Annotated in this window: 18 protein-coding genes; 9 read left to right on the forward strand and 9 right to left on the reverse strand. The window is 60.5% G+C overall.

The window, feature by feature from the left end; all coding sequences use genetic code 11:
- Positions 1-13: 13 nt before the first annotated feature.
- The 9 genes from DFS21_RS15520 to DFS21_RS15560 are packed head-to-tail and all read left to right on the forward strand — an operon-like array spanning position 14 to position 6,220.
- The gene (locus DFS21_RS15520) at positions 14-349 is read left to right on the forward strand and encodes a hypothetical protein (RefSeq protein WP_111532616.1); all 336 of its coding nucleotides are present in this window, start codon (positions 14-16) and stop codon (positions 347-349) included.
- Positions 346-615, forward strand: a complete 270-nt coding sequence (locus DFS21_RS15525) for a hypothetical protein (RefSeq protein ID WP_111532617.1) — start codon at positions 346-348, stop codon at positions 613-615. The genes DFS21_RS15520 and DFS21_RS15525 overlap by 4 nt, the downstream gene beginning before the upstream one ends.
- Positions 612-1,379 carry a Bro-N domain-containing protein gene (locus DFS21_RS15530; protein ID WP_111532618.1) on the forward strand — a complete coding sequence of 256 codons (768 nt, stop codon included), beginning with the start codon at positions 612-614 and terminating at the stop codon, positions 1,377-1,379. The genes DFS21_RS15525 and DFS21_RS15530 overlap by 4 nt, the downstream gene beginning before the upstream one ends.
- Positions 1,376-1,654, forward strand: coding sequence for a hypothetical protein (locus tag DFS21_RS15535; protein ID WP_111532619.1), 279 nt, complete (start codon positions 1,376-1,378; stop codon positions 1,652-1,654). The genes DFS21_RS15530 and DFS21_RS15535 overlap by 4 nt, the downstream gene beginning before the upstream one ends.
- Positions 1,655-2,083, forward strand: coding sequence for a GIY-YIG nuclease family protein (locus DFS21_RS15540; protein WP_256591394.1), 429 nt, complete (start codon positions 1,655-1,657; stop codon positions 2,081-2,083).
- The gene (locus DFS21_RS15545; protein ID WP_111532620.1) at positions 2,080-2,856 is read left to right on the forward strand and encodes a helix-turn-helix domain-containing protein; all 777 of its coding nucleotides are present in this window, start codon (positions 2,080-2,082) and stop codon (positions 2,854-2,856) included. The genes DFS21_RS15540 and DFS21_RS15545 overlap by 4 nt, the downstream gene beginning before the upstream one ends.
- Positions 2,837-3,637, forward strand: a complete 801-nt coding sequence (locus DFS21_RS15550) for an ATP-binding protein (RefSeq protein WP_111532621.1) — start codon at positions 2,837-2,839, stop codon at positions 3,635-3,637. The genes DFS21_RS15545 and DFS21_RS15550 overlap by 20 nt, the downstream gene beginning before the upstream one ends.
- Positions 3,634-5,025, forward strand: coding sequence for a DnaB-like helicase C-terminal domain-containing protein (locus tag DFS21_RS15555; RefSeq protein ID WP_111532622.1), 1,392 nt, complete (start codon positions 3,634-3,636; stop codon positions 5,023-5,025). Before DFS21_RS15550 ends, DFS21_RS15555 begins: the two co-directional genes overlap by 4 nt.
- Positions 5,012-6,220, forward strand: a complete 1,209-nt coding sequence (locus tag DFS21_RS15560; RefSeq protein WP_178082024.1) for a site-specific integrase — start codon at positions 5,012-5,014, stop codon at positions 6,218-6,220. The genes DFS21_RS15555 and DFS21_RS15560 overlap by 14 nt, the downstream gene beginning before the upstream one ends.
- A 601-nt stretch (positions 6,221-6,821) precedes the next feature.
- Here DFS21_RS15560 and DFS21_RS15565 read toward each other — a convergent pair.
- The 9 genes from DFS21_RS15565 to DFS21_RS15605 all read right to left on the reverse strand — a co-directional run bounded on the left by DFS21_RS15565 (position 6,822) and on the right by DFS21_RS15605 (position 20,812).
- Positions 6,822-9,377, reverse strand: a complete 2,556-nt coding sequence (locus DFS21_RS15565; RefSeq protein ID WP_111532623.1) for a fimbria/pilus outer membrane usher protein — start codon at positions 9,375-9,377, stop codon at positions 6,822-6,824.
- 87 nt (positions 9,378-9,464) lie between these two features.
- On the reverse strand, positions 9,465-10,217 hold the full coding sequence (locus DFS21_RS15570; RefSeq protein ID WP_111532624.1) for a molecular chaperone: 753 nt from the start codon (positions 10,215-10,217) through the stop codon (positions 9,465-9,467).
- A gap of 72 nt (positions 10,218-10,289) precedes the next feature.
- The gene (locus tag DFS21_RS15575; protein WP_111532625.1) at positions 10,290-10,889 is read right to left on the reverse strand and encodes a fimbrial protein; all 600 of its coding nucleotides are present in this window, start codon (positions 10,887-10,889) and stop codon (positions 10,290-10,292) included.
- Positions 10,890-11,004: 115 nt separating this feature from the next.
- A complete protein-coding gene (locus DFS21_RS15580; protein ID WP_111532626.1) occupies positions 11,005-11,652 on the reverse strand; it encodes a response regulator in 648 nt (215 codons plus the stop codon).
- A gap of 68 nt (positions 11,653-11,720) precedes the next feature.
- On the reverse strand, positions 11,721-14,936 hold the full coding sequence (locus DFS21_RS15585) for a hybrid sensor histidine kinase/response regulator (protein ID WP_111532627.1): 3,216 nt from the start codon (positions 14,934-14,936) through the stop codon (positions 11,721-11,723).
- A gap of 88 nt (positions 14,937-15,024) precedes the next feature.
- Complete coding sequence (locus tag DFS21_RS15590; protein ID WP_111532628.1) at positions 15,025-16,218, reverse strand: EAL domain-containing protein; 1,194 nt, start codon at positions 16,216-16,218, stop codon at positions 15,025-15,027.
- Positions 16,205-19,033, reverse strand: a complete 2,829-nt coding sequence (locus DFS21_RS15595) for an ATP-binding protein (RefSeq protein WP_111532629.1) — start codon at positions 19,031-19,033, stop codon at positions 16,205-16,207. Before DFS21_RS15595 ends, DFS21_RS15590 begins: the two co-directional genes overlap by 14 nt.
- A gap of 57 nt (positions 19,034-19,090) precedes the next feature.
- Positions 19,091-20,080 (reverse strand): fimbrial protein, encoded by a 990-nt coding sequence (locus DFS21_RS15600; protein WP_111532630.1) that lies wholly within the window; start codon positions 20,078-20,080, stop codon positions 19,091-19,093.
- A 24-nt stretch (positions 20,081-20,104) separates the two neighbouring features.
- Complete coding sequence (locus tag DFS21_RS15605; protein ID WP_256591396.1) at positions 20,105-20,812, reverse strand: molecular chaperone; 708 nt, start codon at positions 20,810-20,812, stop codon at positions 20,105-20,107.
- Positions 20,813-20,974 lie beyond the last annotated feature (162 nt).

Consider the following 20,974-nt stretch of genomic DNA (forward strand, 5'->3'; position numbering starts at 1 on the left):
CCGGGAGAACGATATGTCACGCCCAGAAAATACCACCCACACCACCCTGGCGCAACCGATCCTAACTCGCAAAATTGGCTTGCTTGATACCCCTATCTCAAATACCAGCGATCAATTGCTCTGTGTTGAGGCCGGCATGGAGGCCCAGGATGCGCTGCGTGCTGCACGTACGCTGTCTTCGGGTATGAGCCAACTCTGTCAGCATATGTATGACAGTCTGAACACGGGGGAAATTGCGTACTGCGATGGTATGGCCGCACTTTGCTTTCTCGGTGAAACGGTAAGCGCGCTGATCTTTTCGGTTGAGAAAGGTGTCGCCGCAGCGGCGGGGAGTGGGGGTGAGCAATGATCGCTCAACCTCAAACTGTTGCTCACTCTTTCGCCCACCAGGGCCTGCACGAGGTATTGGAGGCAATTGCCGAAATACCAATTCACGAATCGCTCGACGCTGCTATCTACCGTCTGGAGGCGGTGTTGGGAGGCATCCGTGAACTGATGCAGGAAGCGGCCGTATCCAATAAAGCCACTCTTGTGTATTTCGCTGCTGAGAGCGCCTTGGCTCTGGTGATTGCTGCCCATGCTGGTGTCGCACCTTCGTGTGGAGGCGAGGCATGAACTTGAGTCCTTTCAACTTTCAAGGCGTGCAGGTGCGTGTGGTGACCGACGAAAGCGGTGAGCCGTGGTTTGTCGCAAAAGACGTGTGCAGTCTGCTGCGTTACGCCAATCCGAGCGATGCCATTGGTCGCCACTGCAAGGGGGGCGTGAAACGCTACCCCCTTCAAACCGGCGGCGGGCTGCAAGAGGTTCGGCTTCTTTCTGAAGGCGACACCTTGCGCCTCATCGTCAACAGCACAATGCCCGTGGCACAGCAGTTTGAATCCTGGGTGTTCGATGAAGTGTTGCCTGCCATCCGCCGCACAGGCGCTTATCAGCGACCCATGACCCATGCTGAGCTCATCGCGGCCAGTGCAAACCAACTGGTGGTTATCGAGCGCAAGCAGGTGGAACAGCAGCAGGCGCTGGCGCAGGTGGAAGACCGCACCAGCAGGCTGGAGCAGGTCCGCTACCTCGATACGGTGCCGAGCGGCTTCGAGACCATCACCACGATCCGCGACCGCATCAACCACCGTCACGGCCTGCCCGCCTGGGTGGTCAACGCGGTGATGCGCGAGGTGTCCGGCGCGCCGCTGCCATTCGCCATGGTGCGCAGCCGGCACGCAGGCGAGGGCGGGCAGCCCTTCGCCATTTGGCCCAAAGCAGCAATCACGCGCCGATTCGACCAGTTCGTTGCGCAGTGCACGTACGTCACGGCGGAGCGCGCCACTCATCCGGAGATTCCGCAGGACCGTTTCAAGATCAAGCTGAGGGCTACGCGATGACCGACAACACCATTCCGTTTTTCGGTCCTAGCCCGACTGACTCGGTTGTGATCAGCGAGGCGTATTTCGAGCCGCTGATGACACCCCGCCTCGCAACCGCAACCGGCGGGCACACCTCAGTGGAGGCCAGGGCAAGCCGTCTTTGTGAGCGTGATCGCCGGCTGATCTACGAGGCCGCAAAGCGTCGACGCGCCGACCTGGAAGACCAGGGCATCACCCTGGCAGAACCCTACGACCTGTTTGTTCAGCGGATCACCGCTGTGTTGGAGATTTGAATGATGAGCAGCACTTACGGGTTCATCTACATCATGGGCAGCGTGGCTATGCCAGGTGTTTACAAGGTGGGCATGACTGCCTACTCGCCTCGACGCCGCGCCATTGAGCTGTCTCGCGGAACAGGCGTTCCTGCTGAATATCAGGTGCTCTTTCATGGTGAGCATGACAACGCGCTGGCCTGGGAGAAGCTGGTTCATGCTGCGCTGGCTGATCGGCGCGTCTCTAAAGATCGGGAGTTCTTCCGCGGGCCATTGGCCGACATCATTCGAGCAGTAGAGGGGGATGGAGAGCTTCTTTCGACTTGGGATTCCGACGAGGCGAAAGAAGCCCGAAACCCGGGCTCTATGTGGCGCAACAGCCCCCTGTGGTTTGAGCAGAGTCTGCACAGCGCGGGCTACATCGAGCGGGCTCGGAGGGGGCTGCGGTGAGCGTTCAAGCCATGACATGGGCCTTGCAGCAGCAGGACGTAGTCGAACCACACGCTCGCCATGTGCTGCTGTGCCTGGCCAACTATGCCGATCAGGACGGGAGGGCAGCCTTTCCATCGGTTGCTCGTCTTGCGACCGATACCGGGCTGAGCACGCGCACGGTTCAGTACAGGCTTCGCGATCTGGAGCGTTCCGGAGTGATCCGCCGTGGGAATCCGGCCATTCCAGCCGCCTTTATCAACCAGCGCGACCGCATTCCGACCTGCTACGACCTGGTCGTCGAACGGGGTGCACCGCGTGCACCGGGTGCATGTCACGACGTAACGGGGTGCATGCCAGAACAGAACGGGGTGCACGCCACGACAGAACGGGGCGCACAGCATGCACCCGAACCATCATATAACCATCAAGTAACCACCCATAACCGTAAGCGGAGCGCAGGCAAGCCTGCAGCGGGCAAGTCGGAGAAGTTCGATCCCCTGACTGCCAAGCCAGTCAACGTCTCGCCTGAGGTCTGGACTGACTGGTGCAAACACCGCCAAGAGATCCGCAAGCCGCTCACCGCAACCAGCTGCAAGCAGCAGGGCCAGGCCTTGGCCAATCATCCGGCAGCTGACGCTGTGATCAAGCAGTCCATCAGCAACGGCTGGACAGGACTGTTTCCAGAAAAGGCCCTGCCAGCCGGCGCCGCGCGCACGGGGTCATTCAACGACCTGCCGCAACACACCCCCGACATGTACCTAGAGAGCGAAAATGGCCGTGCAAATTTCTGATCTGTTCCACCGCGCCCCAGCCAAACGCGCGTTCGCTGGCCAGTGCCCTGTGCACGGCGAGGTCGACATGAGCGAGGTCGAGCAGCTGGATGGTTCAATGCTGGTGCGCGGCTGCAAGCGCTGCCAGTGGGAGGCGCTGCACCTGGCTGCGCGTGATTCCGAGACCTACGCGCTGGCCCAGCGCCAGGCCCGTGCTGAGCGCACCACCGCGGCGCTGATCGGGGCCGGCATCACGCCGCGCTTCGCTGACGCGACGTTCGATGGCTATGTCGCCGACACCGATCAGCAGCGCAAGGCCCTGAGCAAGTGCCGCGATTACGCCGAGCAGTTCCCGAGCCACTTCCGCGCCGGCCGCTCGCTGCTGTTGACCGGCAATGTCGGCTGCGGCAAAACCCATCTGGCCAGCGCGATTGTGCGCACCGTCGTGGCCGACCAGTGTCGGGCGCTGATCATCCCGGCCAGCGACATCATCAGCCTCGCCCGCGCCTCGATGGTGCCGGGAGCGGGTTACACCGACCGCGACGTGGTGCTGCACCTGGGCGGCCTGGACCTGCTGGTGATCGACGAGGTCGGTTGTCAGAAGGGCAGCGAGTACGAGCTGGCGCTGTTGCACGCCATCATCGACCGTCGGTATCAGGCGGTCCTGCCCACGGTGCTGATCAGCAACCTGGGCGTCGACGGGCTGAAGGCCTACATCGGTGATCGTGCCTTGGATCGCTTGCGCCAGAACGGTGGCATGGCCGTTGGCTTCACCTGGTCCTCGATGAGGGCGGTGGCATGAGGGCGTTGTTCAGCGACGAAGCCGAACATGGTGTGCTCGGCGCGGTGCTACAGGCCGGCCTGCAGCAGGACACCGGCCTGGTCGAGGACATCCTCGGCCAGGTGCGGGCCAGCGACTTCTACCGTGACGATAACGCGGCGTTGTTCGAGGCGATGCAGGAATGCCGCGACCGCAACTTGCCGATTGATCCAGTGACCGTGGGCATGGTGCGCCGCCACCTGCCCAGCAGCGACTCGGTCATGGCCTATGCCGCCGAGCTGGCCCGCAACGTGCCCTCGGTGGCCAACTGGAAGGCTTACGCTAAGCACGTGAAGGAGTGGGGCGTTATCCGTCACATTCTCGACATTGCCGGCCAGGCCGAAGAAATGGTCCAGGCGGGCGCCCCGACCACCGAGGTGATCGCCACCGCGCAACAGGCCATGGCCGAACTGCGTGACCTGGACGGCGAGACTAAGGGTTTCAAGCGCCTGGACGCGTGGATGGGGGCGGCGGCGCAATTGGTCGATGACAAGTTGAACGGCAACGCCCCGGCCTGGCCCGGTACCGGCCTCGACACCCTGGATGAGCTGGTGCAGGGCATCCGCCCGAAAAAGGTTACAGTGATCGCCGGCCTGCCCGGCAGCGGCAAGACCACCCTGGCCCTGCAGATCGCCCAGCACAACGCCATCAAGGCACGGCAGCCGTGGCTGGTGTTCTCCATCGAAATGCCGGGCGAAGAACTGGGCCTGCGCGCCATTGCTTCGCTGGGCGGCGTGTCCCTCCAGCGCCTGGACAACCCCGACCGGATGCAGGACGACGACTGGGCGCGGATGGTCAGTGCGGTGGCCCAGGCCCAGCAGGCGCCGTTGTTCGTCTGTGACGACCCGGTGCAGACCCCGGCGAGCATCCGTGCCACGGCGCGGCAGTGTCAGCGCGAGCACGGCCTGGCCGGGATCGTGGTCGATTACCTGACGCTGGTGCGCGGCGACCGCGCCGGCCGCAGCCGCAACGAGGAGGTGGGCCAGATCAGCAAGGCGCTGCTGCAGCTGGCCAAGGAGCTGGCCATCCCGGTCATCGAGCTGGCGCAGCTGAACCGCGAATCCACCAAGCGCGTCGGCAAGAAACCGCAGTCCAGCGACCTGCGCGACTCCGGCGAGATCGAGGCTGACGCCAGCTGCATCCTGATGGTCCATCGCGACATGGACAGCGAGGAGGGCCAGAACGGCTTGACCGAGATCCTCATGACCAAGTGCCGGCACGCCCGCGTCGGCAGCTGCATCGTTCAGCAGGAGGGGCAATACGGGCGTTTCGCCGACTTCGCGGGCACGCTGCCCAGCGACGATGAGATCGAGGCGGGGCGGGGCAGCTATGCCCAGCGCTACAAGGGAGGGGCCCATGAGCGGTTCTAAAACCCTGACCGTCACCCTCAGTGATGCCGAGATCCGCCGGCACGCCGCCGGGGATGCAAGTCAATTGCGCGATACCCGCCACCGCGAACTGCGCTTTCGCTACTCGACCACCGACCGCACCCGGGGCGCCTGGCACGTGGTGTTTCGCCAGCGCTGGGGCAAGGCCGGGGATTACCCGGGGATCAACACCAAGACCATGCTTGCCACGCTGCCGGCGATCCTGGCGCGCCGGGCGGCCGATGCCAGCGCCAAGTCCACCACCACCAGCTGGACGACGGTGGGCGAGGTGCTGGTGTGGTACCGCGACCGGATGAACCGGGACAGGGGGCTGTCGGCCAAGCGCAAGGCCAGCGTCCGGTCGGCTCTGGACCGTCACCTGCTGCCGCGCCTGGGGGAGCAGCGCCTGGATGCGATCAACAAACAGCTGATCGACCAGCAGCTGATGTGGCCGCTGCAGGAGCGTTACGCCCTGTCCTTCGTGCGTTCGGTCTATGGCGTGCTCGCGGTGGCGTTCCGTCAGGCCCTGCGCCTGGAGCTGCTGGCGGCCAACCCGCTGGCGGCGCTGAGGTTTACCGACTTCGTGAGGACGCGGATCCGGCCTAAGCCGGCGCGGCTGCGCGGGGACGATGTGCCAGACCTGCTGGCGCGGCTGGCCGAACGCTTCGAAGTCGAGCCGGCGGGCAGCATGCTGGCCTTGATGATGCTGTGCCACGGCTCGCGCTTGGGCGAGACCCGGCTGGCGCGCTGGCGCCACCTCAACCTCGACGCGGGGCGCTGGTTCATCCCGGCGGGCGACACCAAGACCAAGGCCGAGCACACGCTGCCGCTGACTGCTCAGGCCTGTGCGCTGCTGCGCCGCTACCAGCGTCTGCAGACTGCCTGGGGCTACACGGGGCCGTTGCTGTTCCCCGGCAGCCACGGTGCGCCGCTGAGCCCGAGCAAGGCCAGCACCTTGTTCAGCGACCTGGCCCAGGGCGCATGGTCGAGCCACGACCTCAGGAAGGTAGCCCGCACGGCGTGGACCGACCTGGGGGTGGATTACATGGTCGGTGAGCTGCTGCTCAACCACGCCATGAAGGATCTGGACGCCACTTACATCCACACCACCGCCGAGGCGCTGAAACGCCGCGCCCTGGAGGCCTGGCATCAGCAGCTCGATCAGCAGGGTTTTGCCGCGCTGCACGCCGAGACATAGCCGAGACAGAAAAAACCGTCACCGCCCGCCAACGCCAGTGCCGACGCGGGCTGTGGCGGTGTTCAGGATCCATCCCAAGGGAGGATGCAAATTCGAAAATCAGGTCACTGGAACAACTTTCCGAACTTACGCTGTAGCTCTTTCGAGGCCTGGTCCCCAACAGCTTTCATGAGCTTCCAATAGGTCTCGACCGTGCCGCACATTCCGCAGGTGATCTTCTAGCTATCGTTCGGCGGAGCAAGCACCAAGAGGCGAAGGAAAACGGCTTACCCCCGGCAGAAATCGACCATATATCACCGGAAATTCAGGGCGAAACGGGCGATTTCTAGCCTCGTCAGCACGTAAATACTGACAACTTTCTCCCTCAAATCGAGCGAGAGGCCCGACCATCCTCGATCAAAGTTTGTCGCGATCAAGCGCGGAAAATCGGCCAAAATACGGCGAGAAGGGGGGGCAGGGTAAATCTCTACAGCTTTTGCCTTCCTCCACCGATCGCCCAGCCGTTTTCACACACCCGCGAAATTAAAAAAAATCGCATTTTGTGAGTTAGGGGAGAGCTGCGCTCCATTGCTGACCGGCGCGGTGGCCAGGGACCTGGCTATCACGGCTGGCATACCAGGTGCTGGCGTTCATAGTTCACAGCCTTGTCGCGCGCCGGCAACTGGTAGGGCGCCGTGCACTGGGTCTCGCCCCACTTAATGATCAGATTGCCCTGATCCTGTTCCACCAGCACCAACGCCTTGCCGCTCGGGTCGGCAATTGCCAGTTGTTTGCCCTCACCATCCTCCACCGAAGCACCAAACGGCATTCGTTCGCCGACACTGTCGAATAACTCGAACTGAACGCGGCGCCCGCTTTTACCGGTATAGCGGGCAACCACCACGGCGCCGCGGCGCGGTACTAGCTGCTGGGTGGCGTTGTCGATCTCGATGTCGCCGCCCAGGTCGCGGGTGTCTAGGCTGATCCAGTTGACCCGGTACGGCTGTGCATTGGGGATCACCGCATAACCGTTGCGCCCGGTTTCAACACCGCTGTAGCTGCTGACTTTTGCGCCCGTCACCCCGGGGACTTCTACCAAAGCGAATGTCTCGCTTACGGTCTGGCCAAGGTTTATGCCGCCTTGGTGAGCCACCACCGCACCGGCGAGGTTCAGGTTCTGCGAGTCGTAGCCGCGTCCTTGACTGTAGCCCAGGCTGATATCGGCCACCGAGGTGCGGGTGTTCAGGTTGGCCGAGGCGGAACTGCCGCTGGTGCGGCTGTGGCCGCCCTGTATCGAGTAGAAAGTGTCGCTGTTTTCAGACAGGTAGCCATTGATGCCCGCCTGGGTGGTGGCGTTACCCTTCTGCGTGCTTGTGGTGACGAACGCACGCGGTGCTCGCACGCGACTGCCCAGCGGGAACGACACCGAGAGGTTGAACTGAGTGTCGTCGCTTGATGGGCCTGAGGTGCCCAGGTCCTTGGTTCGGCTGACGTCGACGTTGTATGTCACATCTCCCCAGTTGTTGCTGTAGCCGGCAGAAACGCTCTGTGAGCCGCCGCGGTTCCAGTAACGCTGGTCGATGGCGGTTAGGTATAGGCTGCCGAACTCGCGATTGCGCCCCAGGCTCTGGTTGACGGTCAGGTCGGTGCGGGTTTTGGAGTTGCCGCTGCGCTTGCGCACATCGGTGCTGAGGTCCTCGATATGGTTGGTGAGGCTGCGAAAGCCCTCGGTAGAGTAGCGGTATGCGGCTAGGGTGAAGTTGGTGTCGGTGCCAGTGAATGTCTTGGCGTACAGCGCCCGCAGGCTGTTGCCTTGGGTGGTCTCGCCTTGAGCTTTGCTTGAGGAATGGGTGATATCTAGGGAAAACGCGCCCAGCAGGGTGTTCAGGCCGCTCCCTACGGCCAGTGCCTTGTAGTCATCGGTGGCTTGCAGGCCGATGACGCCGGTTAAGGTGTTGGACAGACCGTAGGCCAGCGTAGTGCTGAGCATCTGCGGCGTGGCCAAGCCTTCGCTGTTGCTGTTGTAGCGCCCTGTGGACAGGCTGTACTTGACCTGGCCGCTGCGCACCATCAGAGGCAGGCTGGAGAACGCCTGCACGCTGGTCCGCCGACGACCATCGGCCTCGATGATGGTGATTTCGAGGTCACCGTTGGAGCCGCTGGGGTAGATGTCGCTGATCTCGAACGGCCCGGGTGGCACGTTGGTGGTATACAGCACGTAGTTGTTCTGGCGGATCTCGACCGTGGCGCTGGTCTGTGCCACGCCGCGTACCACTGGCGCATAACCGCGTTCACTGTCTGCACGCATGCCTTCGTCCGAGGCCAGTTTCAGCCCCCGGTAGCGCACGCTGTCGAACAGGTCGGAGTCGGTGAATATTTCGCCGGCGCTGAACTGGCCCTTCAGCGCGGTCACGTCGTGCTGCAGGTAACTGCGGTTGCTTTTGAACGTATCCGGCCGGCCGGTGCCGCTGCTGAAGTTCGACTCGTTTCGCAGTCGCCATCCGCCCAGGTTTAGGCCATTGCGCAGGCTCAGGTTGTTGGCGGTGCGGGTCTGGTCGTCGCTGGCGCTGCGGCTGGTGTTGAATTGGTAGTTGACGAACGCTGCGGACACTCCGGCATCCCACAGTTGCGGGTCGACGTAGCCGCGCAGACCGTGCTTCATCGCAACTTGCGGGATGCTCGCGGCCAGGCGCAGGCGGTTCGAGTCGTAGCTCAGGCTTGCCTGGTCGATGAGTGTCGGCAGGTCATGGCAGGCTTGCTCGGTGTTCAGGCGCCCCTGTGCCTTGAGCTTGTCCATGTCGATGCCCAGTTGCTCAAGTAGCTCAAGGGTCAGGCACGGCTCAACGCGCCCCGTCTGCTCATTGCGATTGAAATCGATGTCACGTCGGCCCACCAGCACCTCGTTGCTGTACAAGTCCACTCGATAGCTGCCCGGCAGTACGCTGTTGGCCGATAGCAGCAGTTGCAGGTCGACAGCGGATTGTGCGCCTTGCAGGAAGGTGGTGTTGAAACCTTGCATTTGCATGTCGGCGTCGGCGGCAGCCAGTCCGGGCAGGGCGGTGCATATGACCAGAGACAGGGCGTTGCGCTGCCAGGTCGGGCGAGGTGTGCTGCGATTGAACGCGCGCGCGCCTGCGTCGGCGCCGCGTACGGGGCGAGCTGCGATGGACAGAGACATACGAGGAACCTATTTCATGTCCCGGCACGGACTGGGCGCAGGGAGGCCGCACGCAAACCGGCGGCACGAGGTAGGGCGCGATAATTTTCAGAAGGCGATAGTGGTTTCTGCGGGTTTGGCGTTAGCGGCTTGGGTAGTGCTCAGTTGCACTGAGTATTTATGTTGGGCGCCATAGTCGTTAATATTCTTAAATGTAAGTGTCATCGTGCTTTGCGCGGGCGAAAGTGCTGACGTGAAAGTTTTCTGAGTGCCGGGCGCGATCATTGTCGAGTCGGCGATGAAGATAGTTTTTTTACCTGACTTAACCTCGATATCAGCCATGGATACGTGATAGAGGCTGGGGTTTTTAACTGTCAGTTGCGCTTTATCCCCGTTCGGGGTTATTTTCCAGACCAATTGTTCCGGCGCCAATAGGGCATTGCCGGGCAAATTTGCGGGGCGGAAAAAAATCTTGATACGCTGGCGTACGGCTAGTTGCAGGGTGTTGGCCTGACCACTGGCTTGTGGGATTTCCTGGACGTTCAGCCAGACCACCGATTCACGATCAGTCGGCAGGCCTTGGCCTTCATAAAGAATGCGCAGTAGTTGCTCTTGCTTGGGCAATACCCTGGCCAGCGGCGGGGTAATGGCGAATGGCACTTGTGCCAGCTCACTGTCGCCGCTATCTACCCAGGATTGCACCAGGACTTCTTGGTTGCCGTTGCGCACGGTGACGTTTGCTTCTTTATGTGCACCGTCGAACACGACGCGAGTGGCGCTTAGGGAAATGCTTGCAGTTGCCTGGGCGGCGATGAGCATGCCCAGCAACCCGAGAACGGAACAAACAGAACGAAACAGCATGGCGGGGCACCTTGCGGTATGAAGAAATGGCGAGGCCTGTTCGGCCTCGCGCATGGAACACCTGCTAGGTGGTTACTCGTATTGCAGGATGAACGGCAGGGTGGCGTCACCACGACCGGCGGTGGCGGTACCGGCGGCGCCGGTGGTCACGTAGGCTGCGGAGAAGCTCAGAGTTGCGTCCCCGCCCTCTGCGCCGGTACCGTGCACGTCGCTTTGGATCTTCGCGGTGGCGGCCGAGCTCAAGTCGATCAGGTTGCCGGCGGGGTCGAGCAGGGCGATGCCGACGTTGGCGGCCGTACCGGTGCCCTTAGTCAGCGCCAGGACTTTTTTGCCGGTCACTAGGCCCGAACCGCCGCTGTTGGCGTCGAAGACCATGGACACCTTGGTGCCCACGTTGCAGTTGACGTTGAGGTTGAAGTCCTTGCCAGTGACGCGGCCCGATGCCGGGTTTTCGGCGGTGCCCATGTCCTTGATCGAGACGGTTCCCATATCCACGGCGATTACGCGGTCGGCATTGGCGCCGTCGACCGAACAAGCGTCATTGTTGATTACGCCGGTGAATGCGATTTTGCCGCTGCCACCTTTGACCGGGCCTGCAGGTTCTGCGGCAAAGGCGCCAGCGGAAGCGGTGATCAGCGACAGGGTCAATGCGGCCAAGGAAAACTTTTTCATGTTGATGTCCATGCGATTATGGGTAAGTGCTGCATGTAAAATGCACGCTTACGATAGGTCGCATGGCGTAACGGGGACATCAGACGAATCTTAATGATAGCCTGATGCCACTTGTTCAATTGAAAATGTTACCGGCTAGACAGTAGGCCAATAGTTCCTGATCGCTGGTAACGTCCAGTTTACGCATGGCGGAAATTTTTTGCGCGCTGATGGTCTTGGTGCTGCGGTTTTGGCTGCGGGCAATCTCACTAACACTTTGCCCGGCGACAAACAGGCGTAATATTTCGAACTCTTTGGGGGACAGGCTCTCGACCCGTTGATCGATTGCGGTAGTAGAGGCAATGACCGAGTTTCTTGTGGGTTCCTGTGAGCGGTACGTATTATTACGAGCGATTGCGTTAAGGGCTTTTTCTATTTCACTGTGCAGCTGGTTCTTCTGGATGACACCCTCGACCCCAAGTTCATGCAGTCGTGTCAGAATCAGTGGGTTGGAAATCATGGTCAGTACCAGGATGCGTACCGCCGGGTAGTGGCGCTTGAGATAGTCGATCAGTTTCAGGCCGTCACCATATGGCGAGTCGGCCGGCATATTGTAGTCGGAAATGACTACGTCCACCGCCTGGCGTTCGAGCAGCTCGATAAGCCCTTGCGAGCAAACCGCTTCACCGACCACGCGGAAACGCGGGTCACGCTCGACCAGTTCGCGCACGCCGAGCAGCACGATGGGATGATCGTCAGCGATGATGACCTTGAGTTTTTCCATTAAAGACGACCCGTTAGCCGGTGCGAATGGGAGGGGTATTCCATTGGTGTTCGGTGCCAAGGTGGATTCTATTCGAGAGAGGCGAGGATTGCCGTCAACCTGGCCAACACCTCGTCCACGCGCTCGACCAGAGATGCATCGATTGGCGCGCCGAGCAGTGCGTTTTCCAGGGCAAGGCACTGCTCGGCAAGGGCTCGAGCTTGGACTGCGCCCAGTGCGCCTGAAATGCTGTGCAAGCGTTCGACGAGGCGCTGGCTGTTGCGCTGCTCCAGGGCTTGGAGCAGGTGATTCATATCGTCCTGCATGGTGCTTACGAATAGTGTGCGCATCGCCGGAGATAGTTGCACTGTGTCGGCGGGCGTGGGGGCACTGAGGGGCTTGTGCTCGTCACCGACGTTGACATTGAGGTTGAGCGAGGCCGGCCGGCACAGTCGCACTAGGTGGGTGCGCAGTGCATGCAGGCTCAACGGTTTGACCATCCAAGCATTCATACCCATTTCGAGGCAGCGTTGGCCTTCTTCGCGTAGCGCATTGGCGGTAACGCCAATGATCGATATCTGTGTGTCGAGCTGACGCAGTGTCCTGGCTAGTTCGTAGCCGTTCATCAAGGGCATGTTCACGTCGGTCAACACCACATCGAATAGGCCAGGTTGCCACTGCTGCATGGCTTGCTCGCCGTTGGCAGCAACCACCGTGCTGCAGCCGAGCGCTTCTAGCTGTTCCTTCAGAATGGCCTGGTTGATCGGATTGTCCTCTGCTACGAGGACATGCAGGCTTAGGGCGGCGTGTTGCTGCTGCGTTATCACATGGTTTTCTGTCGTATCGCCGAGGCGGACCTGGCCTATGACTCGGGCGATTGCGCGAACGTCGTGCATGTTCACATGCCAGCGGTCGTTCTTGAATTCGCCGGGCACGGGCCCGTCGCTACTGGCGCAGATCCGCTGGCCTTGCCAAGGTTCGGCGTTCGTGCAGTCGAGCATGTCTACCACTAGGGCCTGGGCGTTGTCCTGCTCCTGGGATGGGATCGTCAGGGTTGCGGCGATGCCCAGCCGCTGGAGCCAGTCGACGCAATGCTGTGCCAACTCTGGTATTGGAGCACGGACATACACCGGGGTCGGCTCGGGCGCCAGCGACGGGCAGTCGCCCAGCTCACCGTGTGCCAATGGCAAGCTGACTTTGAGTGAGAAACTACTGCCCAGGCCCGGTTCGCTCACCACCTTAATTTGCCCACCCATCATGTCAGCCAGCCAGCCACAGATCGGCAGGCCTAGGCCTGCGCCACCCTCGCTGGTGGCATCCATGACTTGATAGAACAACTCAAAGAGCCGGGCCTGTTGGGCTTCAGAGATACCGATACCGCTGTCGGTCACCTGCCATTCTAGGCTGACCTGGGCGGCATCGATAGCCAGTACGCGAGTACGTAGCACTACCCGACCAGTATCAGTGAACTTGATAGCGTTGCTTAGCAGGTTGTTGAGAATCTGCCGGATGCGTATCGGATCGCCCACTATTTGGGCAGGCAGGCGGGCATCGGTGCATGCATAAAGCAGCAGGCCTTTGCGCTCGGCAAAAGCGCAGTAGGTGCGCAGGGTGTCCTCAAGCATGTCCAGTGGGCAGAATGCCACGGGCTCCAAGGCCATCTGGCCAGATTCGATTTTGGACACATCAAGCACGTCGCTGATCAGCTGAAACAAGGTTGCTGAGGAGCGCTGAATGGTATGCAGGTAGCCTTGCTGACGGCTATCCAGTTGTGTCAGTCCTAGCAGTTCGAGTGTACCCAGTACGCCGTATAGTGGGGTGCGGATTTCATGGCTCATGGTCGCTAGGAACAAGGTCTTCGCCTGGTTCGCAGCGTCGGCGGCGCGGCGGGCATCTTCTAGAGCCTGTGCGTCTTGGATGTGGTGAGTGACATCGTTGAAGGCCAGCAGCTTGACGTCTTCACCTTGATAGCGAGTCGAGACGAAGCCAACTTTGAAATGGCGACCGTCGATTCGCACGTGATCTTCTCCGCTGCATATGTTGTCCAACTGAGGTGCAAGCGTTTTGATCAGCTCACCGGTGCTGTCCCATTGTTGAGCACACTGGTTTTCCAGTAGCAAGGTGTGGTCGGCGTTACGCACTACGCACAGGCCGGTGGGGGCGGTGTCTATGACCACACGGCTGAAGGCCTCGCTCTCGGTGATGGTTGCGTGTGCGGCGCGCGCAGGAATAATGACCCGCCACTGGTACCAGCGGATGGCCAGCCGGCCCAGCCCGAAAATGACGAGGAAGATTACGGCCAGGCTGACCAGCGACCAGAAGGCGTAGCGGAAGAAATGCTGGTATGTCACGGTGTACACCGCGCTCCACCCGCCGCTTGCGTGTTCATTCAGGTGAAATACCAGGCCGTTTGCCTTGAAATTCAAGCCTTCGTGCAGGTCAGCAAGTGGTAGGGCGTCGCCAATGAGTACCCTGCCGGACGGAGTGATCAGCGTAAAGCGGTCATACACGGTCCAGGCCATGATGCGTTCGAAGTCGTTGATCTGGGCTAGGTCGACCAGCGACGCTATTTGGAACCTGCCAGCGCCCGCGCGCGTCGGGTTCGAGGGAACACTGGCATACGCCAGTAACCGAGCTGGAGATGCATGGTCGGGATGAGGGACGTAGCTGCGCCAGATTACCGAGTCATCCTGCGACCAGGCGCTCTCTTCGGGCATTCGCGTGGCCACCTGCTCGACCACTTCCAAGAATGGCTCGTTGCCACTTATTGTTTGACCCCGTCCACGACCGGCTGCGGGCACAGCAATATCGTAGTGCATGCTTGGCGAGAACAGGAACACCTGGGGTGAGCGGTAATGGGCAGCAGACCAGAAGCTACTGTAGAAGGCTGCTAGGTTTGCGCCCTGGCTGAAGATGAGTGGCATTTCGCTGCTATTCACCCGCTCTGAGTCGAGCTTGACGCTGAATGGCAGGGTAAACGGGAATGCCTGCCCCTGGAAAATCCCCTGTCCTTCTTCGGGCAACGGCGTCAACGCTGCATCCAACGGGCGATGGCGCTCCAGCAACTGACCTTCGACGCTTTGCCGCACAAGGGTCCTCAGGAAGTACTCCTGCTCGCGGATGTTCTCCATCAGCCGGGCGAAGTGAATGTTCACCGTGTCGTTGTGTTCGTCGACCAGGCGCTGGAGTGACCAGATGCCGAAAGCAATCAGTAGTAGGGCCAGCCCCAGCAGCGCGGTCATGCCTTTGTTCAGGCGCAATGAGCTGCGGGCTAGATTGTCCAACAAGGCGTTGTACTTTTTCATGGAAAACGGGATCCACAAGACCTGGAGGGCGTCGATATCAAATGGATACTACCTCCGATGCTCGGCCTCTACAGCGACTTGCAATAGGTTAAAAAGTCAATGGAGGGCCGTCGCTGCGTAGGAGGCGCTGGAACTGGTCCGCCGATACGGCATGGGAGATTAGGAAGCCTTGTACCTGATTGCAGTCGACCTTGCGCAGCAACTCAAGCTCTTGGGGGGTTTCGACGCCTTCGGCGACCACAGTGAGGCCGAGCTTGCGTCCGAGGGCGACGATGCTGGCTAGCGCCGAGGACAAGCTTTCGCTTTCATTGCAGCGTTGTACCAGCGCCCGATCGATTTTCAGTTCCGTGAAAGGGGTCGATACGAGACTCATGTATGAGCTATAGCCCTTGCCAAAGTCATCCTGAGACAGACCGAAGCCTTTCATTCGCAGGCGGCAGGCACCTGCGTAGAAGTTGCTCAGGTCCTTCGGAACCGAACACTCCATTAGCTCGAAGCAAAGTTTACCGGGCACCCCCTGGTGATGCAGAACGAATTCCAGAAGTCGGTCGGCCAGGTCGTGGCTGTTCAGTAGGTGGGTCGGTAGATTGATTGAAACTGGGATATCGTAACCTTGCTCGCGCCAACGCGTCTGCGCATCCATGGCCTGTTTGAGCATCACCCACAATAGGCGCTCCTCCAGGCCGAAGGCGTTGAGGGTCGGGAGAAAGGCGCTGGGCAAAAGCACACCTTGCTCCGGGTGCATCCAGCGCACCAGTGCCTCGGCCGCCACAATACGGCCATTGTGTAGGGACTTCTTGGGCTGGAACCAAGCCTGAAACGCGTGGTTGTTCAGAGCATCAACTAATGTCTGCCGGTTGAACTCGAGGGTGGCCGGCTTATCTTGCACGGTAGCTTGCTGGCGCAACTGTAGTTGATCGATGAGGCTGCGCAAGGCAGCGGGCTCGACTGGTTTGGAGATCAGTCCGAGAACGTCTACTCCGAGGTTCTTGGCCACGAGGCTCGCCGCCATGAGCATGCGCCGCGAGGCGGCACTCATGATCGCTAGGCCCGGTTTGTGCGGCAGGCCGGTTAGGTGCTGGATGAACTGAACGCCGTCCATGCCCGGCATCAATAGGTCGGTCAGCACCAGGTCGAAATTCTGTTGACGTAGGCGCTCCAGCGCTTCCTGACCATCACGTGCCGCCTCCAGCCTGAAAGAGCCCAGTTCGGTGAACAGGTGCTGCAAGTACATATGCTGGAACGGGTGGTCTTCGACGATCAGGATGTTAAAGGACTTCAAAACGGCTACCTCTATACGCGGCCAGGCAGTTAAACAGGGCTTGTAGGGTGAAAGGTTTGATCAGGCAGCGGTCCATGCCGGCGGCCAGACACAGCTCTTCCTCACCGCGCAGTGCGTTGGCGGTGGCACCGATGATGGGCAGATTGCAACCTTGCTTGCGCAGGGATCGGGCAAGTTCATAGCCATTCATGATCGGCATGTTGACGTCGGTCAGAACCAAGTCGAATTGCTCGCGCTGCCAGCTCTGCAAGGCCTGATCGCCATTGCAGGTCAAGGCCACGCTGCAGCCCAGCTCTTCGAGCTGATCGCGTAAGATCAATTGGTTGATGACATTATCCTCGGCAACCAGCACATGTAGCCCGAGTGGTTCCGGCGCGTCGGTGCTCGCCGAGAGTACGCTGCGGGGGCGATGCAGGCCTTGGGCCTGACTGATAGCGTGATGAAGCGCGCCCAGATCGTTAAGGTTCACCTGCCATTGGCCGGCATCATTGCGAGCCTCCCAGCCGCCAAATGCACTGGCCACGATACGCGGGCCTTCCCAATCTGCCACCAGCCACTGATCGAAACTGCCGGGATGGAGCTCAAGCAGCAGTCCGGGAGGGGCGTGGCTGCCGGTGGACATCACGCCGATTTGGGCGCGTGCGCCCCAGCGGCACAGCCAGCCTGCGAAGGTTTCGGCTAGTTCGTGGATTGGCGAGACCACCTGGATGCGTTCCGCCAACAGGTTGAAGGGTGCAAGGGCCGGGGCGCCACCCGCGGATACGACCTCCAGCGGCAAGGTCAGGCTAAAACTGCTGCCCAGGCCCAATTCGCTGACGAGGCGCAGCTGGCCATTCATTAATTGCGTCAGGCGCTGGCATATAGCGAGTCCCAGACCCGTACCGGGAACTAGCTGTGTATGACCGCCACTTTGGTAGAAGGGGTCAAAAATTGATGCGTGATCCTGCTCGGCAATACCTTTGCCAGTGTCTGCGACCTGCCACAATATGGACGAACGCTCGCCCTCGCGATGGAGCAGTTTGGCCCGCAGCACCACCCGTCCACAGTCGGTAAATTTCACGGCATTGCTTAGGAGGTTGTTGAGTATCTGGCGGATCCGGTTGACGTCGCCGAGCAAACGTTCGGGTAGGTGCGGATCCAAGCAGCCATAAAGCTGTAAGCCTTTGTTCCTGGCCGCTGCGCTGTAACTCTGAATTACTTCCATGGCCAGCTCCGGGACGCAGAACTCGCTGTGCTCCAAAGCCAATTGACCGGCCTCGATCTTCGACACGTCGAGTACATCGCAGATCAGTTGCAGCAGTGTCGCCGACGAGCCTTCGATTGCTTGCAGGTAGTCGCGTTGTTGCCCATCGAGCGCGGTGCGTGACAGCAGTTCCAAAGTGCCTAGCACACCGTACAGGGGCGTGCGGATCTCGTGGCTCATGGTGGCCAGGAACTGGGTCTTGGCTTCGTTGGCACTGTCGGCCGAGCGTCGGGCATCCTCCAGCGCTGCTTCGATCTGCTTGCGTGCACTGATATCGCTGAAGACGCAGAGCACCACGTCCTCGCCTTTGTAGCGGGTCGGCGCACAGCTGAGGTAGAGATGCCGGCCATCACTGGTTTCGAAGTAATCGCTGCCCGCGACATTTGGCACGGCGAACGCCTGATCAATCCAGGCCGCGCTGCGTGATACGCGGGCTTCGCCCAGCCACTGCTGTGCCAAATGATTTTCCAACACTACCTGGCCGTCGCTGCGACGCAGGACGCACAGGGCGACCGGTGCGGTCTCGATCACGTCACGGTTGAATAGCTCGCTCTCAACCAATGCCCGTATGCGTTGCACCGTCGGGGTGATGAACCGTTGTTCGAAGCGGCGGATCAACAACAGCATCAGGCTGATGCTGAGCAGGCAGAATAGCAGGGCGCCCAGCAACTGCACCCAGAGCTCCGAGAGAATGGAAAGCAGGTCGATCCCATATACCAGCTGCCAGTCCGACGACATCAACGGTTTGTTGATGACCAGGTACTCCGGTAGTAACCCCTGGCCGATGAAGCCGAAAAAGTCACTGCCCTGGTGGGCTCGCAACATCTGGCTCAGTGCCTGGTCAGAGCTGTTGCTGAAGACCAGCATGCCATCGGCGTTGTACATCATGAACTTACCCGAACTCGCATCATCCAGGGTCGGGGAAACTTCACGGCTGTCGATCTCCAGGCCCAGCCAGCCTGAGTCTGGGTCGCGCCGGTCCAGGCGCTGGAAAATGTAGAGGTGCGTGTGCTGCTCATCCTTGTCGGCCAACCATAGCTCATTGACTGTTGTGGGCAGACGCTTTTGTTCGGTTCGCAAGCGCTCCAGCAGCGCCATGGAGGGGGTGTGCGCGTGCGCAATGGTGCTGTATAGCCAGCGTGCCTGGGCCTGAGGGCCGGCACCAACGTACAGCAGGTTGACCTGCTTGGTGCGCAAGTAGTCGCACATGCGTTGGCTCAGCCACAGGCTCCATTGCTGGCCCGGTTTGTTGCCCAGTAGCAGGTGCACTTCCTCGCTGGGCGTCTGCGTTATGTGCGTGCCACTTGGTGCCGTTCGGGTAATGGCCGAGAGGGTCAGGCTTTCCAGCAGCGCTTCACGGTTGGTGAAGAATGTGTGCGCCTCGGCAATCGCACTGCTCATGTAGCCGCGGCGCTGGGATATGTCGGTATTAAAGCTGAGTAGCAGAAAGCTGTAGGCGCCACCGAGTATGCCCGCCGACAGCACCAGCGCCAGCAAGCGAAGCAGGTGGCGGGCGGCTTCCGGGTTGGAGAACAGTGGATTGATCTGTTGCAGGTAGGTTTTCAGTCGCATGAGGCGACTTTAGATACGGGGGTGGCAGTACGACATCAGACGATCCTTAAACCTTGGCTACTTGAAAAACAGCTCGACGAGGGCCGAGGCTTCGAACGCACCGGCGGTTGCCGGGGCACGCCAGACCAGGTCGGCGCGGAATTCGTTGCGGATCAACCCGGGCGTCGTCAGCTCGCTGAGCTTGAACCAGTCCCCGAAGGGGACCGGCTGATTGCTGTCCTGACGCGTCAGAGCGATACCTACGGAGGTGTTCTGGGTGGGTACTAGCAATTTGTCGATGACGCTTGCCGTGCCCGCGACGGGTGTGAAGCGGGCGTTGACCGCATAGGGGGTGTCGCAGTTTCTGATCAGGTCGAGGCTGAAGTTGGCTGAACTGGCAACTTGGCCAACTTGCGCCGAACTGGTCAGGGCTCGGCGGAAGTTGACCACGGACGGTGTGATGGTCAGTTCAGGTGAGCAGGGAACGAAGCGGATGTTGTTCATGCCGGTGATGACATAGTTTAGGTTGCTGTCAGGCTTTGGGTTCAGACCACCCTTGCCGTCCAGTTGAAAAACTCGGTACTCGCTTGCGGTACTGGCCTGTCCGTTGGCTGGCGTTTTGCCGAATTTTTCAATGAACACACTGAAGTTCAGGGTGAATCTTGCTTTGTCCCACCCTGTGCAGTTGGCCCAGTTGCACCCGTAAAACGAGCTGTAGCCCGTGCTAATAGTCCCCGAGGCTTGGGTGATCACCTGTGATCTGTAGCGAATACCCACTCGTATCCCCTGGCCGACACTCACCTTGGCAGGGTTGATGTAGAAATAGACGGTTTCATCCAGACCCATCTCGTAGTCATCCGCACAGATCACCGGCAACGCGCGTTCGGTCGACTCCCAGATGATTGTGCCGTCGGGCGCGTCGGCTGGCACAGCTAGCGTGGTGCCCAGTGCCTCCTTAAAAACGGCTGTCTTGGAGGGGTCGAGCTTGCACGAAAGCGCGTAGCTGGTGCTGGGGCATGCAGCGGCAATGAGTAGTAGGCCCAGCAGGTGTTTCCTGAACGGTGGCATGTGGAGCATCCTGTGGCGGTGTCATTACGGCAGCGACGCGCTGTGGCTCTGCAACAGGCCGCTGTCGGCGATTTCGGTGAATGCGACACGGCTGCCGGCAGGTACTGGGGAGCGCGTGTCGAGGGTGATTGATGCGCCCGGTTGTAGCAGCACGTAGTCTGTTAGGGGCTGATGAAGGCCTGGGCCTTCGAGTGCAAGATCCACCAGCGAGAGGTGAAAGGCACTTCGGTTACTAATTTCGATACGCTGTGAATGCCGATGCCATTGCAAATCTCGCACTGCATCGCTGGTCGAGCCCTGCAGCCCTGTTGGGCGATAGAACAGCTTGAGTCGTTGTCGAATTGCGAACTGCATGCTGTCAGCGTGTTCGGACTTGCGCGGAATTTCGAGGATGTTCAGCCAGAACATCGACTCCCGATCGGTGGGCAGGCCCTGACCGGCATAGAGCACACGCAGCATTTGGTGGCCTTGCGGGGGTAACAAGGTCAGAGGCTGGACAATGGCGAATGGAATATCGTCACCGTCTTGCGGGTGGCTGACCCAGCTCTGCATGACGGTCTCTTCTCCACTGCGATTGATAACGTTGATGCTGGCTTCCCTGTCTTGCCCAAGGTAGATCAAGCGGGTGCCTTCGACCTTGAGCTGCGCCCAGGCACTACTCGCCAGGCATAACAAGGCGAGTAGGGGGGCGGCCTTGAGCGGAAACAAGGGGAAGCGCTGCGGCGTTGACAAGTAACGGCTCCGGTGAGGCTGACTGGGGTAGTCGGGAGCCATGCTAGAAGCTGATAGTCCTGCTGGCTTTGAGACGTTTCTTAAAAGGTCTCGATGTGTATCCGTTTTTCGTTGTCCGCTTTGTGAGCGGGCTCACACCCTGGGCGGTGCTTGTCACCACTT

It is taken from the genome of Pseudomonas sp. 2848 (assembly GCF_003253945.1).
Classification (GTDB): domain Bacteria; phylum Pseudomonadota; class Gammaproteobacteria; order Pseudomonadales; family Pseudomonadaceae; genus Aquipseudomonas.

Coding starts and splice junctions, on each gene's coding strand:
- DFS21_RS15520 (WP_111532616.1), top strand. CDS start 14: ATGTCACGCCCAGAAAATACCACCCACACCACCCTGGCGCAACCGATC.
- DFS21_RS15525 (WP_111532617.1), top strand. CDS start 346: ATGATCGCTCAACCTCAAACTGTTGCTCACTCTTTCGCCCACCAGGGC.
- DFS21_RS15530 (WP_111532618.1), top strand. CDS start 612: ATGAACTTGAGTCCTTTCAACTTTCAAGGCGTGCAGGTGCGTGTGGTG.
- DFS21_RS15535 (WP_111532619.1), top strand. CDS start 1,376: ATGACCGACAACACCATTCCGTTTTTCGGTCCTAGCCCGACTGACTCG.
- DFS21_RS15540 (WP_256591394.1), top strand. CDS start 1,655: ATGATGAGCAGCACTTACGGGTTCATCTACATCATGGGCAGCGTGGCT.
- DFS21_RS15550 (WP_111532621.1), top strand. CDS start 2,837: ATGGCCGTGCAAATTTCTGATCTGTTCCACCGCGCCCCAGCCAAACGC.
- DFS21_RS15555 (WP_111532622.1), top strand. CDS start 3,634: ATGAGGGCGTTGTTCAGCGACGAAGCCGAACATGGTGTGCTCGGCGCG.
- DFS21_RS15560 (WP_178082024.1), top strand. CDS start 5,012: ATGAGCGGTTCTAAAACCCTGACCGTCACCCTCAGTGATGCCGAGATC.
- DFS21_RS15565 (WP_111532623.1), bottom strand. CDS start 9,377: ATGTCTCTGTCCATCGCAGCTCGCCCCGTACGCGGCGCCGACGCAGGC.
- DFS21_RS15570 (WP_111532624.1), bottom strand. CDS start 10,217: ATGCTGTTTCGTTCTGTTTGTTCCGTTCTCGGGTTGCTGGGCATGCTC.
- DFS21_RS15575 (WP_111532625.1), bottom strand. CDS start 10,889: ATGAAAAAGTTTTCCTTGGCCGCATTGACCCTGTCGCTGATCACCGCT.
- DFS21_RS15580 (WP_111532626.1), bottom strand. CDS start 11,652: ATGGAAAAACTCAAGGTCATCATCGCTGACGATCATCCCATCGTGCTG.
- DFS21_RS15585 (WP_111532627.1), bottom strand. CDS start 14,936: ATGAAAAAGTACAACGCCTTGTTGGACAATCTAGCCCGCAGCTCATTG.
- DFS21_RS15595 (WP_111532629.1), bottom strand. CDS start 19,033: ATGCGACTGAAAACCTACCTGCAACAGATCAATCCACTGTTCTCCAAC.
- DFS21_RS15600 (WP_111532630.1), bottom strand. CDS start 20,080: ATGCCACCGTTCAGGAAACACCTGCTGGGCCTACTACTCATTGCCGCT.